Annotated in this window: 11 protein-coding genes; 5 read left to right on the top strand and 6 right to left on the bottom strand. The window is 46.9% G+C overall.

Translation table 11 applies throughout. The features are described 5' to 3' along the window. The first annotated feature begins 67 nt into the window (after window positions 1-67). From AC506A_RS22080 to AC506A_RS22065, 4 genes are all read left to right on the top strand, one after another. On the top strand, window positions 68-1,069 hold the full coding sequence (locus AC506A_RS22080; protein WP_495463155.1) for a Gfo/Idh/MocA family protein: 1,002 nt from the start codon (window positions 68-70) through the stop codon (window positions 1,067-1,069). 1 nt (window position 1,070) lies between these two features. Next, window positions 1,071-2,066 (top strand): Gfo/Idh/MocA family protein, encoded by a 996-nt coding sequence (locus tag AC506A_RS22075; RefSeq protein WP_495463154.1) that lies wholly within the window; start codon window positions 1,071-1,073, stop codon window positions 2,064-2,066. Between the two features lie 146 nt (window positions 2,067-2,212). Beyond that, window positions 2,213-3,370, top strand: coding sequence for a glycosyltransferase (locus tag AC506A_RS22070; protein WP_495463357.1), 1,158 nt, complete (start codon window positions 2,213-2,215; stop codon window positions 3,368-3,370). Between the two features lie 404 nt (window positions 3,371-3,774). Beyond that, complete coding sequence (locus AC506A_RS22065) at window positions 3,775-4,830, top strand: CapA family protein (RefSeq protein ID WP_495463153.1); 1,056 nt, start codon at window positions 3,775-3,777, stop codon at window positions 4,828-4,830. Window positions 4,831-4,860: 30 nt separating this feature from the next. Here AC506A_RS22065 and AC506A_RS22060 read toward each other — a convergent pair whose 3' ends face one another. From AC506A_RS22060 to kynU, 4 genes are all read right to left on the bottom strand, one after another. Further along, the gene (locus AC506A_RS22060; protein ID WP_495463356.1) at window positions 4,861-8,256 is read right to left on the bottom strand and encodes an RNA-directed DNA polymerase; all 3,396 of its coding nucleotides are present in this window, start codon (window positions 8,254-8,256) and stop codon (window positions 4,861-4,863) included. Window positions 8,257-8,445: 189 nt separating this feature from the next. After that, window positions 8,446-9,066: an arylformamidase gene (kynB, locus tag AC506A_RS22055; RefSeq protein WP_495463152.1), complete on the bottom strand. Its 621-nt coding sequence runs from the start codon at window positions 9,064-9,066 to the stop codon at window positions 8,446-8,448. Between the two features lie 16 nt (window positions 9,067-9,082). Next, entirely contained in the window at window positions 9,083-9,934 is an 852-nt protein-coding gene (kynA, locus tag AC506A_RS22050) for a tryptophan 2,3-dioxygenase (protein WP_495463151.1), read from the bottom strand. Between the two features lie 25 nt (window positions 9,935-9,959). Then, the gene (gene kynU, locus AC506A_RS22045; protein ID WP_495463150.1) at window positions 9,960-11,246 is read right to left on the bottom strand and encodes a kynureninase; all 1,287 of its coding nucleotides are present in this window, start codon (window positions 11,244-11,246) and stop codon (window positions 9,960-9,962) included. 145 nt (window positions 11,247-11,391) lie between these two features. Between kynU and AC506A_RS22040 the strand changes: the two genes are divergently transcribed. Next, on the top strand, window positions 11,392-12,006 hold the full coding sequence (locus tag AC506A_RS22040; RefSeq protein ID WP_495463149.1) for a TetR/AcrR family transcriptional regulator: 615 nt from the start codon (window positions 11,392-11,394) through the stop codon (window positions 12,004-12,006). A 68-nt stretch (window positions 12,007-12,074) separates the two neighbouring features. On the opposite strand, the gene AC506A_RS22035 is transcribed toward AC506A_RS22040, so the two are convergent. Both AC506A_RS22035 and AC506A_RS22030 read right to left on the bottom strand, forming a co-directional pair. Beyond that, window positions 12,075-13,769, bottom strand: coding sequence for an S-layer homology domain-containing protein (locus AC506A_RS22035; protein WP_495463148.1), 1,695 nt, complete (start codon window positions 13,767-13,769; stop codon window positions 12,075-12,077). Between the two features lie 61 nt (window positions 13,770-13,830). Next, the gene (locus tag AC506A_RS22030; protein WP_495463147.1) at window positions 13,831-15,030 is read right to left on the bottom strand and encodes an S-layer homology domain-containing protein; all 1,200 of its coding nucleotides are present in this window, start codon (window positions 15,028-15,030) and stop codon (window positions 13,831-13,833) included. Window positions 15,031-15,187 lie beyond the last annotated feature (157 nt).

The following is a 15,187-nucleotide window of genomic DNA, read 5'->3' as shown; positions in this document are numbered from 1 at the left end:
TGAACTTCGTCTAAAATGACATTGAACCAACTGGGACTACCATTATTTTGCAAAGGAGCGCATGTTCATGAAAGTCGTAGTATTGGGTTGCGGTACAATGGGATACGTACACGCCGCCGCATTCAGTCGGATGCCTGGCGTCATACTCGCCGCTGTGTGCGATATTGATGCAGAACGCGCAGAACGCGTCGCTTCTTCACTTGGGACGGCTTACTATACCTCGTTCGAGGAAATGATGGATGCCGTCGATGCTGACGTCGTCTCGGTTGCATTGCCTACTCCCTTCCACAAGGAATATGTGCTAAAGGTCGCTGCTTTAGGCAAACATGTCATCTGCGAGAAACCGATCGCGCCAACGCCTGAGGATGCTGAAGAGATGATTGCGGCTTGCCGCGCGCAAGGCGTTCGTCTGTTTGTCGGTCACGTCGTTCGTTTCTTCCCTGAATATGCGGACCTAAGCAAGCGCATCCAGTCCGGTGCCATCGGTACTGTAGGCGTTGCTAATGCGAAGCGGATCGGCGCCCATCCGGGCGAACACTCGCCTTGGTACGCGGATAAAGAAGCAAGCGGCGGCGTTATCATGGATCTGATGATTCACGATATCGACTACATGCGCTCCCTCTTCGGAGATGTGAAATCTGTTTATGCTCTAAACCGGACGCAGCCGTCCCTTGATTATGCACTCGTTACGCTGCGGTTCCACAATCATTCCGCTATCGTTCATCTTGAGTCCCACTGGGGTTACCCGGGTGCATTCACAACAGCCGTAGATATCGCCGGAACTTCAGGTGTTCTTCAATATGACAGCAGCGCTTCCAAATCGCTGCAAATTCGACGCACAGAAGCAGCTATTGCCGAGAAATCGGTTCAAGTGCCGCAGAGCCCTTCCTATCGTGATCCGTATTTCATCGAGCTGGCTCATTTTATCGACTGTATCCGCGATGGAGCTGAACCCATCGTGACGGCCGAAGATGCGAAGAAAGCGGTCGAGGTTGCACGGGCTGCCCTGGAATCAGCCGCTACCGGACAATTGATCCGTCTACAATCGACCGCTGGGGAGGCACGCTAATATGACGACGACTAAATCCATCTCGGTTGGCCTGCTTAGCTTCGCCCATGGTCATGCCCACAGCTATACCGGTGAACTGCTCCGTCGTTCCGACGTGACCATCGCCGGCTTCTGGGACGATAATCAAGACCGCGCGAACGCGGTCGCAGCCCAGTATGGTTTTCGCCATTATGAATCCTTGCAGGAGCTTCTTGGCGCAGGCATTGATGCCGTCATTATTTGCTCGGAGAACGCGAAGCATGCTGATCTGACGCTTGCCGCAGCTGCTGCCAAGAAACATGTCATGTGCGAGAAACCGCTAGGCATCTCCGTAGAGGAGATGGAGCTTATGATCCAAGCTTGCGCGGTTAACGGCGTTCAGCTCATGACTGCCTTCCCATGTCGATACATCCCAGCTGTCGTAGAAGCGAAGAAATCCATCGACCGCGGCGATATCGGGGAGATCGTTGCCATTAAAGGGACGAACCGCGGCTCTATGCCGGGCGATTGGTTCGTCGTGCCTTCCGCTTCCGGCGGCGGCGCTGTGCTCGACCATACGGTGCATGTGATGGACCTGATGCACTGGTTCGTGCAATCCGACGTAGTCGACGTATATGCAGAAGCAGCTACTTTGTTCCATCCGGAGCTTGAGGTTGAAGATGCCGGAATGGTACATGTCCGCTTCGGCAATGGGGTCATCGCTTCGCTGGATCCGAGCTGGTCCCGCTCTCGCTCCTTTCCGACATGGGGCGACGTCACGATGGAGATCATCGGCACGAAAGGCGTCATCAGCATCGATTCCTTTGCGCAGAAGAATGATCTGTACAGCAATAAGGAGTCGAAGGCGCAATGGCTATACTGGGGCGACGATATGGACGCCGGTCTTGTAGATGCCTTCATCAGCGCGATTCGCAGCGGCTCTGCCGTGCCGATCACCGGAGAAGACGGCTTGAAATCAGCCAGAGTCGCGCTTACTGCACTGGAATCGGCGAGACTGGAAGCACCGGTTAAGCTGTAGGTAGTCAATATATGGTGTTGAAAAACCCACAGCCGTTTAGATGCGGCTGTGGGTTTTTGGCTTGGCATGACGTTGGTCTAGTCCAAGTCAAATGGGAGGCATATAGTGTGGTAGCACTTCAAATTCGGAACTGGAGGCGAATGATGGTGACCGTCCGATACAGCATCATAATTCCTACCTTTAACCGCATACAGCAACTGCAGCTTACGCTTGTTGCCTTAGAAACACAGAGCTATCCGAAGCGCCTGATGGAAGTCATTGTCGCTGACGACGGCTCAACGGACGGTACGCAGCAGATGGTAGAGAGCTACAAAGCCGCCGCCTCCTATCGACTCATCCATGTCGCTCAGCCCGAGCAGCGCGGTCGCTCTGCGATCCGGAATTTAGGACTGCGTCACGCGAAAGGCCGCTATGTTATTTTCATCGACGCTGACTTCTTAGTGCTGCCTCATTTTCTGCGTACGTTTAGCCGCTATCACCGCAAGTATCCCCGTGCCATTCTGTCCGGTACGCCTTATTCCTTGGACGACGCATACACCCACTACCACCCCGCCTTCTCACCTGAGGAGCAGCTCATGTTTCATAACACCATCGGCCCAAGCGGCGTATGGAAGCCGGAGTTCGAGAACGCTGCTGAAGTCATGCCGTTAATTACACCTGAGGATCTCCTTCATCGGACCAACACCTTGTCGAAAGTCCTCATTCCTAGGCGAATGTCGGCCGAGGTTATCGCTCAATTTGCCGCAACGGATGTTGCCCCATGGATGCAGTTCGTCACGCGCTGCGTAGCGGTTAGACGGCTTGTTCTAACCCGCAGCAAGGGGTTTAACGAGCGTTTTGTCCTGTACGGGCTGGAAGATTGGGAGCTCGGCTACCGGCTGCATCAGAAGAAAATCACCTTTATTCCCATCCGGGAAGTCGTTGGCTACCATCAAGAGCATCCGACCTCCTTCCGCGGCAATCAAGTTAATTTGGAAAATGTACGCATCTTATTCGACAGTCACGGTTTACGCGACTCTGCCCTTAATCTATTCGTTCTCTTGCCCCCATCGGAGGATCTTGTTAAGTATAAAAATACGCTGCGCATCCTTCGAAACGGTATGCGCAAGAAATCAACGCGTGCATCTGCTCTGCTGCTGCGAGGAACCTTAAGGCTTGCTGCGCAGCAATTCTATCAGCCTCAGGATACGGAGGCTTACAAACAATCGCTGGCGCGAATCCGCAGTCTCACCCAGCACCGGAATAGCACGGTTGCGGAAGCCTTGCGCGAGATGTTGGATCGCGCTGAGGCGCTGGCGAAGTAACGTATAGGCGACAAGCATAGGCGCACTTTGAGCATGTGTTGCTCCCAGAGCAACACATGCGCGGCCAGCGCGTTTTTTCTGCTCTTGTGTTGCTCCTAGAGCAACACATCCGTACTCGCAGGCAACTAAACGTACTATCTCTTGCCGCTCATACGCGCTAACGAACCCTACGGGCCTTATTTAAGCGAAAATAGCCGAGTATTTATTCTAACGAACCGTGGAGCCGCTATTGAGGCGAATTCGAGCGGAAAAGTACAGCTTTTCACCAAATAAGACCTGTACGGTTCGTTAGATTTTCAAACCGCCTCATTTCGCCCAAATAAGGCCTGTGTGGTTCGTTAGAGTGAAAACCTACATACCATGACCATGAGGATGCTGCAAACAGAGGAAGGGACGCGAAGCCTATGGAATTTAAGCTCGCTGCTGTCGGGGATATTTTGATGATTGGGCCGATTCTGCGGTCTGCCAAAAAGCAAGGGGATGACCGTTATGCATTCGATCCCCTATTCCAGAAGGTTGCCCCTTACCTCAAGCAGGCGGATCTGGTCATCGGCAATCTGGAAACGCCGCTCGCCGGCAGAGAATCTGCCTATACAAGAGCGAATACCACGACAGGTTTCTCCATGTTCAACTGTCCGGATGAGCTCGCTCCAGCCCTTAAATCCGCAGGATTCGGCGTCTTAACGACGGCCAACAACCACTGCATGGACCGCGGCAAGAAGGGGCTGATCCGCACCATTAATATACTTAATGATAACGACCTAGCCCATACCGGCACCTACGCTTCCGATCCCGGAGCTGACAACCATATCATCGTCGAAGTGAAAGGCATGAAAGTCGGCATTGCCAACTATTCCAAAGGAACCAACAACATTCCCCTGCCTGCCGGCGAGGCATGGCGGGTAAACACCGTTACTCCCAGCACCTATAACAATGTCGCTGCACATATCCGCAGACTTGCGGAGCAGGTCGATGTCGTCATCGTTTGCCCGCATATCGGCAAAGAGTGCCGTCACGTCCCCCTGGGCCAATCGCGTGAGCTCGTGAACCTGCTGCTTGCAAGCGGTGCACACATCATACTCGGACACCACCCGCATGTCCTTCAGCCGGCCTTCCACACCAAGGACGACCGCTTCGCTATCTATTCGCTTGGCAATTTTGCCTCTACCTGCCTGTACAAAAACGCTGCCACCAAATGCGGCGCCATTGCCCAAATAACCGTAGTCAAAGAAGATAGCGGCAGGGTGCGCGTGAAGGAAGTCACCTACGTCCTAACATGGGCGACCAAAGTAGCTACGTCAAGCGGTATGAGCTATCGGATTCTCCCAATTCCTCAAACGTTGAAGCAGCCAGAGCCTGGTCAATCCGTAGCCGATCGGCAATTAATGCTTAAGGTATGGAAGAAGATGTCCCCTCTACTGGTTGAGAAACGCAGTTTGTCTGACCATAAATCTCAATGACCTCCCTCGAAGGAGGTCATTGAGATTTTATCAATTTATATTGTTGAAAAAATATGTCATAAACTCCTGAGCAGATTCCATTTTATTTCTATTTCTAACATAATTAAAATCAGTTAAACTTTCATCTGTTTTCATGATAACTAAATCTAACTGCACTGGTATTTCCTTCTCCTTAAAATACTCATTAATGAAGATAATCTCTGAGTAAAACCATTTATAGGATTCATTGATAAAGGCACAAGTAACATCGCACATTGATTTGTTAAAATAATCGTAGCAGCTCCCACTCCCCAAAGTGGATGCCCCCCTTTGCAAAAAATCTGTCATGTCACTACTTCCATTTCTTTTGCAGTTTTTACCACAACGCTTTTCTAACACCTCGGTCAAGATATTTCCAGTCGGGAGATATTCGTGATTTATTTTTAAAACCACCTTATTAGTACCATCAAGCATCTCATTATGTTCAATTGTTAAATTATTAACACTCAAGTGCTTTATCCAATGGAAAAGCGAATTGTCTGACATTCTATGTCGGTTTCTTTCAAGCACCTCTCGCCTTACTCTTTCTTTTGAAACATCACTTAGATCAGCTATTCGCAACAGTAGAGAAATCAATTTTAAGTGAATTGGATGTCTTCCATCGTGTAAACTATCTGATATCTCATTTACTCTTATTTTATTCCAACCATGAGCTGCGCTAATTATTCCAATATCTCTTCTCTCTGCTACAGTTAGTGGTAAATCTGGATAATCACCCACTAATTCTTTTTCTGAAATATTGGGGTGTTCGTTCCGGACTATATTTTCCCTCAAACGCTCAACATGATTAAATATTTCATATATTTGATGTAAATCTAAGTCAGGGTCAGAACTCTGATTTCTTGCAGCCGCCACTTCAAGTATACGACGTGTCTCATTCTGTAAGTGCTGTATATCTTCTTCATCACTATTGTGTAGTCTAAACTTTGATGGTTCTGATAACATTCCTAAATCATGTAAAAAGCAAGCCGCGAATAATCGAAATGCCTCCTTACTATTGAGGTATACAGAGAATCCAGACTTCTCAAAAATTTCATGAAGTCTGTAGACTAAATACCGTGCATGTTCATGGTTATGTAATGTGTAAAAGTAACATTCTTTTGAACCACTCTTCCAACTTCCTTCAACATAGCTTGCTATCACAATCAGGTTGTCTCTATAATCTACTTCATTAATATAATGCTTTACAATATGATCCAATTTCATCTGTTCAAATTCAACGATAGCACCGCTATCCTCATGAGATAATACTTTTTCAACTTGATTAATAAATGTTATTAGATTGAATCCACTTGAGAAAAGGTAATTAATTATTCGATACTGCCAATTAAATAGTAATGGCGATTGGGACGAACTCCATGATCTTTTAAATATTCGCAGCCCTTCAGATAAATCAATATTAAATAGCGCTTCAAATAAGGTAATAAACGATTTTTTCCATATTGTTGTTGGGGATGTATCAAACAAGTAATCAAAATTCCATGCTGGGTTACCTAGTAAATATATACTACTATTTTTCGAATTTACCCATATATATTCTGGATTCATAACGCTTGCAGGTACTCTCTTTCCGTCAATAAATTGAATCTTCAGCCACATAATTAGATTTCTAAGTAAGGTTTTATTCTTCCTTTCATTTACTAATGGCTCTTCCTTTAACGAATTCGCGTTCGATATATCTAGATCCGTAAATCTCCATCTGGACTTTGAATATTTTAACAACCTATACTTAATCAATTTGAAATCTTCATCATCTAGATAAAGAGGCTCTTTTGTTAGCTTAACTTTTGGACTTTCAAAGATAATCTCATTGTTATTATTTTGTATTAATCGAGATTGTAATTGATTGTTAGAATATTTGGATGGAATAGACTTTACTAACCCTAAATTATAGCAAAGTGATTGTAATTCAATATCTTCCGTAGCTACGAGCAAGCCTTCAAATGAAGGTAATATGTTAATCCAATCTTTATGTACTGAAGATAGTGTTCCTTTAATGCAATAAGTATCCATATTACTATTAATAATGCCTATGTAATCATTTGAAATATCCTCATTAGACAAACGTAGTTCGGTTGGAGACCATCTGAACATATATTTAAAAACTAAAAACTTCACATAGCTAAATTGATTGCCCACTTCCGATTGAACTACATTTCGTAATTTCAATAGAAATGCCCGCTTCATCGCTACAGTATCAGCTTTCAGAAATAATGTGTGCCAAATCGCCAAAAAATTCCCACTTAATACATCACTTGAAAATGCTTTTTCTAATTCTTCGTACCACCCATCATTTGAATTGATTAGCTTCACTAATCTATAATCAACAAATTTCCCTAATTTCTCGCTTAACTTGTTTTTATGGCTTTCACTTTCTGAGTATATCTCACTTATCTCTTTGAAAAGTCTTCCTAGGTTTAGCCGCATTTGAATTAATCCGTCAGAAGTTATAACAACCTCGTCTCGAATAGCTCTCCCCAGATTAGAAGCTTTACTCATTAGCTTAGCTTCTTGCTCTTTATGCTTAGTAACTGGATCAATTAAAGTCTTTGATTGATTCAATGCTAACTTCTTTCTTTTCAAGTATTCTTGTAGTATCAAAAAAATCTGCTCTGCTATTTCTTTAGGATGCTCTGAATAAATGCGAAGATCATCTACGTAGCCAAAGCAAAGTGCACTTGGGTATTTGGTTTTCACTTGTTTAAAGCAATCTTTGATAAAAAACATAGCTAATAACGGTGAGTGTAGCGGGCCTTGAGGTAATCCGACTTTAAGACCGTCACCGTCTTTTTCAAAATATATATTAAGTATTTTCTCAATCCAGGTTATAAATGTAACGGAATCCATATACGATGAAAAATAGGGTTTTAGTTCACTCAATAAAAGTTCATGATTAATGGATGGATAAAACTTTTCTATATCTGTTTCGATTACAGTAAGAAATTTATCACTTTCAATTGCTTCCAATTCTGTTTTTACAAACTTTGCATAGCCTGTTCGCCAGCTCTGATATTGATATGGGGAGTCACTCCAACTAACAACTTTATAGCCATAATTCCATTGAGGCATTAAACTTTCTAATTGTTCACCTAAAATGTTAACAATGCATTGTATAATTACAGAGTCAAAAAAGTTAATTCTCACCAAGGTTCTTTTATCATATGTCTGGCTCTCATGCGAAAATTTAGGCTTGTGCAGTTGTTCAACTTTTGAAAACTCGTAGTCTTGTGGAGAGTGCAAGATGGATTGCATCCCCTCATATATTTTCGGCATCGAGCTATAAAAAAGTTCTTGTTCTGCTTCAATTAGAAGTTCCTTATTCATAGCTCCGTTAATAACTCTCAGATAAGCTAAATGAATATTTTTAGGATTTACTACCTTATCCATTATCCTCACAATGCACATCTCCCATTCTAGTTAGTATATATTACTTTCGCCATAATTTTACAAAAACCTTTCTATATAGTTCCACTTACTTCGTCGTTATTTGCACTTTACGCTAGTATCTGTCATGTGCCTTATATAATGAAAATAAAAGACCACATCCCGATCAGGATGTGGTCTTTACTATATTGATCATTTCCGAAGCACTGCACGAACCGGGCTTCCATCCGCCTCGGTCAGAGGTAATGGAAGAGCAATCAGCTCATAATCCCCCGGTTCCACATGATCTAGGACAAGTCCTTCCAGAATGTGAATGCCCTGTCCGGCGAGCTCATGATGAGCGGGTAATTCTTTGCTGTCGAGCGGATCAACAGATGGCAAATCAAGACCGATCAGCCGCACGCCATAGCCTGCAAGATACACAGCCAGTTCCGGTTCAATTGGCGGTATCGACTGAGGAAACACATGCCTATCCTTCCAGGCATCCGTGCGGATCAACAGCCTCTTTACCCCATCCAGCTCAATCCCGGCTAGCTCCCGAACGCCGATCGATGCAGGGTTCAGCAGATGAATGACTCGCGCCTGCCCCATGTACAAATCAAGGTCTAAATCGCTGACCCTCTTACCCTCATTGTCAAAATGAAACGGGGCATCAATATGCGTCCCCGTGTGGATGCTCATACTGATTTGGCCCACATTGACGGAGCCGCTCTCTTCTTTGCTCCAACTCACCTTGTAGGAGAAGGGGGTGTCCCCCGGCCAAGTGGCGACTTTCTCATCCAGCGGCTGTGAAATATCTATCCAGTTGCTCATGCCATTGTTCATCCCCTTACAGCTTCGTGCGCATGCTCCACAGCTCAGGGAAGAACTGCTGATCCAGCGCTCTCTTCAAGTAATTAACCCCGGACGAACCGCCGGTTCCCATCTTATTGCCGATAATCCGTTCCACGGTCGTCATATGGTTGAACCGCCAGAACTGCTGTTGGCTTCCGATATCAACGAGCTTCTCTGCCAGCTCATAGAGATCCCAGTATTGATCGACATCGCGATATACGGTCAGCCATGCCTCTTCCACACTGGCATTCGGCTGGTAGCTTTGCGACCAATCCCGATCCAGCGCCTCTTGATCAATCGGCAAGCCGCGCGCTGCGAGCGCTCCGATAGCCGCATCATAGAGGCCCGGCTCATGCAGTGCCTGCTGCATCTGCGTGTAGAGCTCAGACTGATGCTGGAAAACGGACAGTGTATGGACATTCTTGTTGCCCATTGCGAATTCGATCAAGCGGTTCTGATGCGATTGGAATCCTGAAGAGGAACCAAGCGCATCACGGAAGCCCATATATTCAGCCGGTGTCAGCGTCGACAGCACGCTCCAAGACTGGATCAATTGCTGCTGTATTCTGGACACGCGCGCCAGCATTTTGAAGGACGGCTCAAGCTCGTTATTGCGGATGGACAGCGTAGCAGCCTGCATCTCATGCAAGATAAGCTTCATCCACAGCTCGCTCGCTTGGTGAATGATAATAAACAGCATTTCATCATGGTGGTCGGAGCATCTATGCTGACTTTCCAGAATTTTATCAAGGTGAAGATAATCCCCGTAGGACATCGATTTGGAGAAATCGGTTTGAATATCCTTCTCCAGCTTCCCGCTGCCGTGCTGCTGTTCATGATTGTTCATGGTGTAAGACCCCTCTCAATGTTCGTTAGGCAACGACTTCGCGTTCATTCTTAAACTGCTCATATTCCTTGTCGACCATAATTTTCTTCAGTTTCTGAACGACTTCCCATACCTCGGCATAGGAGTTATACAGGGCAACCGGTGCAAGCCGAATAATATTAGGCGCCCGGAAATCCGGAATGATACCGTTTTGTTTCAATGACTTGCAGACCCGCGCTGCTTCCGGATGCTCCAAGCTGACATGACCGCCACGCCGTACATCATCACGCGGACTGCCGATATAGAATCCGAATTCGCCAAGCTCATGTTCGATTAAGTCGATTAAATATTGATTAATATGAAGCGACTTCCGCCGAATATTCACAATGCCCGCTTCCGCGAAGATCTCCAGCGCACCAATTAACGGCGCTAAACTCAGCACATGAGGCGTTCCGATCTGATAAGCCCCTGCTGATTCCGCAGGCGTTAACGTGTGCTCCATATCGAATTGTTTATCTTTTCTCGAGCCGAACCAGCCTGCTAAACCGGGGTTCTTACCGAAATGCTTCCGGTTTACGTAGAGCCCACCGACGCTGCCAGGCCCGCCGCCAAGATGTTTATAATTGCACCAATAGGCAAAATCCACATCCCACTCGCTGAACGAATGAGGAATGGCACCAACCGAATGACAGCCATCAAAGCCGATGAGAATGCCGCGCTTATGGGCCTCCTCCGTCAAACGCTTCATATCTAGTATCTGTCCGCTGCGGTAGAGAACGGTCGGCAGTACGATCAAAGCAATATCATCGGTCATCGCCGCGATAATATCATCCTCATTCAAGAACCGGCCATCACGACTTTTCACTCGAATAAGATGCGTATCCGGATCGTAACCGCGTATGCGAAGCTGGCTCTGAAGGGCGTAAATATCCGAAGGGAATGTTAATTCATCCGCCAAAATCTTGCTGCGCTCCCCGTGCGGCTCATAAAACGTAGCGACCAGCTGATGCAGGTTTACCGTTGTAGAACCCGTAACGATCACTTCTTCCGGGGAAGCGCCGACAAGTTCCGCGATCATCTCGCCTAACTTCTCCGATAAGGTGAACCACGGGTGATTGCCTTGCATCCAGCCGTCTATCCCATGCTCTCTCCAATCCGCAAGCGATTCCAGCAGCGTACGCTCCGCTCTCTTCGATAGAAGCCCTAAGGAGTTTCCATCCATATAAATCGAATCAGGCTTCACGTAGAACTCTTCGCGAAACCGTGCAAGGCTATCTTCTGTATCTAATTGTTTAGCGTAATCTAATGTGGGTTGAAACGAACTTGTTCCCATAGCTGCTCCCTCGTTTTCACAAAATAATCGCTTGATGAGGTGATCATATCAACCAATATGACACCGTGTCAATATGTTAGACAAGCCTTTCATTTTCCATCCGTTTCTTATATTCTAGAAGGGTATGGGACTGAGGGGGAGAACGATGGCCATAGAGAAAACCACAGATAAACGACACTTACGCTCCGCGCTGACTCGCCAGAAAATATTAGTTGCCGCCAAGCAAGTGTTTCTGGAGGAAGGGTTCCAGAAAGCGACCATTTCGCAGATGATTCATGCCGCTAAGATCGGATATGGAACAGCTTATGTTCATTTTCAAGGAAAAGAAGATTTGTTAAGCGTGTTAATGGAGAATGTCATGGAGCAGTTTTATGAAATTGCCGCCATTTCCTTCGTTCCGGAAACGAAAGAAGAAGCGGTTCACACAATACGCAAACAAACGCTGGCTTTTCTCAAGATGGCTGAGGCGGAGCGTAATATGATGCAGGTTTTCGAGCAAGCAATCGGCATCTCATCGGTCATCTCCGACAAGTGGAAGGGCATTCGCGAGAAGTTTATTCAGCGGATATCCAGCGATATCGCCTACTCGCAGTCGCATGGGCTGGCACGAACCGATCTTAACCACCTGCTTATCGCACGCGGCTGGTTCTATACGAATGAAATGTACCTGTGGGAAATCGTTCGAGACGAACACCAAAGCTCGGTCGAAGAAATCGCAGTCAACATTACCGATCTGTATACGGCAGGTCTCTATCTCTAATGACTCTTAGCTAAAATAAAACCGGCCTCTGCAGCAATAGCAGAGGTCGGTTTCTGTTGGTGTTCCAATTAATTGCCTGCTTGTACAACAATGCCGGACTGGTCGCCATCCACGACAATCTCTAACGCAGCTGCAGGATTACTTGGATTCCCTATCACAAGGGTATAGCTGCCTGGAGCGATATCGGTCAGCTTAAACTCTCCATCCGAGTCTGTCCCCGGCCAGTAACTGCCGTCATTGCTGGACGTGATAAGTCTAACGGGCAAATCAGCAAGCGGGTTCCCCTCGCCATCTAATGCAGTACCGCTCACCGTGTAAGTAGGAACGGATAACTGGAGCGATATTTTGCTCAAATTCGAGCCTTTAACTGTGATCTTATTCGAATTCTGCAGTTTATAGCCGGAATAGTGGAACATGATTTTGTAGGACCCGTTCGGAATTTGATTGAACGAATACGTACCTGTATCTCGATTGGCACTCGTGACCGGATAATCGCGATCTTCGCCGCGCAAATAAACACCTGTATTTACAGCTTCCCCATTCAGGTCTGCCACTTGAACCGTAACGGAGTAGCCTGCGCCATTCTCTGGTTGCTCCGCAGCTTCGCTATCGCCAGCCTTGTCGCTATCGTCTAGCTCCACCTTGTCTTCCGTATCATCCGACTTATTGTCATTGCCGAACTGATAAGCTCGCCATAACATTGCCGCTGCCTGTGCGCGAGTAACCGGCTGCTGCGGACGGAAGGTTTCATCCGGGAAGCCGGATGCAATGCCTGTCTCGATCGCAATGGCCACTGCGTCTCTTGCGAACTTGGAGATGCCATTAAAGTCTTTGAACATCGCTTGGATGATGCTTTGATCAGGCAGATGCGTCTTGTCGTAGCCTTTCAGTTTGACCAGCGCAGTCACAATATCCTCTCTTAATGAAGGCGAATTTGGTTTGAATACCAATTTCCCGCTGGAGAGCTTATACCCGTTCAGGTATTGTTTCGATGCTTCAACGAAAGGCGTCTCCCAATCGGAGGGCTGCAGGTCGGCAAAGGTAGATTTGGTCACCTTCTTTGCCTTCACGCCGGCGGCCAGCATCATGATTTTGGCAAACTCTGCTCTTGTCACGATTTTCTCCGGTCTAAACTTTCCATCGGGATAACCGCCCAATACGCCGCGCTTCGCTAAGTCTTCAATTGCAGTAAGCGCCCAGTAATTATTGGCGACATCTTTGAAGGTCGAGCCTACGGGCTGGCCGTAGTTGGGGTCAATATCATTGCCATAATCCAGCGGATTATCCGTAGGTGGAGGCGTCGAATCAGCCGGTGTACTCGATGCGCCTTTCACCACGGTAACACCAGCCTCTACATGCCATGTATACTCGGTGCTGATGGATGGTGCAATAAGCTGGTACGGAACGCCAGCGACCAATTGACTAGTATCACTAATGTGGAATTCGAAACCCGAGTCTGCATGATCTCCGAATCCACCTCGAAGCTCTGCAGACACATCCGGATAACCTTCCGCCTTGAGTATAAAGTCTGCTCCCGCTTTATCGACAAATACCATATCTTCACCGTGAATATTTTCTCGTGTGGAAACGATAAAGTCGAATGATACCTCTTGGATCGGCTTAATGATTCTAGGATCGCCTTTCCATAGCGCTCTGTAGATATGAACGTCACGGAGCTGACTTTCCTGCGCTGATGCGGAATAAGCCGGGATCAGCAAAGCAATCACTACGATCAACAGCAGAAGTTTGGATAACCCTTTCATGATCTATGCCCCTTTATAAAGAAATGAAAGGTGTCCTCGCGTAGGAGGACACCGCATTATTTTAAGATGGAAACTCCACGATCTCTGCTTCTTCGCCATCCACGATATCGACGACTTCTTCGTCATCGCCATTCTCTTCCTTGTTCTCATCCCCATACTGATACGCTCTCCAGAGCATAGCCGCTGCTTGTGCACGCGTTACAGGCTGCTGCGCACGGAACGTCTCATCCGGGAAACCGGAAACAAGGTTGTTCTCAATCGCCAGTGCAACATAGTCTTTGGCATAAGAGGAAATCGAATTGTAATCCTTAAACATCGCTTGAATAATCGTGCGATCAGGCAGCTTCGTCTTGTTGTACCCTTTCAGCTTCACGATAGCTACCGCAACATCCTCACGAGTTGCCGGTGCATCCGGTTTAAATACCAACTTACCGCTCGACAGCTTATAACCGCTCAAATACGATTTGGCAGCCTCTACGAAAGGTGCTTCCCAATCCGTTGCTTTTAGATCGGAGAAACTTGTTTTCGATACTTTCGCAGGAGTAAGTCCCGCTGCCAGCACCATGATTTTCGCAAACTCAGCACGCGTTACTACTTTATCCGGTCTAAACTTACCATCCGGATATCCGCTGATGACGTTTCTTGTATTCAGATCCGCGATTGCGCTGAACGCCCAATATTGATTGGTGATATCCGAGAACTGCGACTCCCCGACACTGTTGTAGTTCGGATCGATGTCATTGCCATAGTTATTCGGATTGGATGGCTGACTTGGCTGTGTCGGCTGTGTTGGCTGTGTTGGTTGTGTCTGCTCTTCACTAAGAACGTTAACTGTGGTCTCGTTGTATGCGAGCGGATTACGGTTATCATCGTACAGAATCGTCAGCGCATAATAGGTTCCGCCGCTTGGAAGTCCGCTGTTATAACCGCTTGCAGAATACGGCTCAGGACGGCCCACGAATTCGGCTACGCCGATTTCACGAACACCAAATGGCGCGTTGGAGGATTGAACGGTGATATGCGTAAATAATTGCGCTTGTTCAGGCAGTTCTGCCCGGTTGATGATCGTTTTGAAGCCTTTTACACCCGGAATATGGTTCAGGCCTGTCGTAAGCTCAACTGCACTACTAGCTGTCGTCGTTTCTTCTGCATAGGAGTAGTTCTGTAGTCCTGCAGCGGTCAGAACCACAATTAGCGCGAAACACAGCAATGATTTCAATGAAAAATTCCGTACGCGATTCATCTTAACAAACCCTTCCATGTTGGCAAATGCCCCTCTCATCTTGGCAAATCTATCTACTAGCGTTATACCATAAATCACCAAATATTAGTAGGAAAAAATAGGATAAAATGCCTAGTTTTTTCGCATCTTCCTCCCCATCGTTCGACACCACAAGAAAGGCCACATCCGCACCCGG

This window comes from Paenibacillus sp. N22P23 (assembly GCF_059383735.1).
The sequence above is the reverse complement of the archived record's forward strand: the minus strand, read 5'-3'. Positions and strand labels throughout refer to the sequence as shown.

Bases quoted from the DNA above. Each gene is read 5' to 3' on its own strand.
- AC506A_RS22080 (WP_495463155.1), top strand. From the start codon at position 68: ATGAAAGTCGTAGTATTGGGTTGCGGTACAATGGGATACGTACACGCC.
- AC506A_RS22075 (WP_495463154.1), top strand. From the start codon at position 1,071: ATGACGACGACTAAATCCATCTCGGTTGGCCTGCTTAGCTTCGCCCAT.
- AC506A_RS22065 (WP_495463153.1), top strand. From the start codon at position 3,775: ATGGAATTTAAGCTCGCTGCTGTCGGGGATATTTTGATGATTGGGCCG.
- AC506A_RS22060 (WP_495463356.1), bottom strand. From the start codon at position 8,256: ATGGATAAGGTAGTAAATCCTAAAAATATTCATTTAGCTTATCTGAGA.
- kynB (WP_495463152.1), bottom strand. From the start codon at position 9,066: ATGAGCAACTGGATAGATATTTCACAGCCGCTGGATGAGAAAGTCGCC.
- kynA (WP_495463151.1), bottom strand. From the start codon at position 9,934: ATGAACAATCATGAACAGCAGCACGGCAGCGGGAAGCTGGAGAAGGAT.
- kynU (WP_495463150.1), bottom strand. From the start codon at position 11,246: ATGGGAACAAGTTCGTTTCAACCCACATTAGATTACGCTAAACAATTA.
- AC506A_RS22040 (WP_495463149.1), top strand. From the start codon at position 11,392: ATGGCCATAGAGAAAACCACAGATAAACGACACTTACGCTCCGCGCTG.
- AC506A_RS22035 (WP_495463148.1), bottom strand. From the start codon at position 13,769: ATGAAAGGGTTATCCAAACTTCTGCTGTTGATCGTAGTGATTGCTTTG.
- AC506A_RS22030 (WP_495463147.1), bottom strand. From the start codon at position 15,030: ATGGAAGGGTTTGTTAAGATGAATCGCGTACGGAATTTTTCATTGAAA.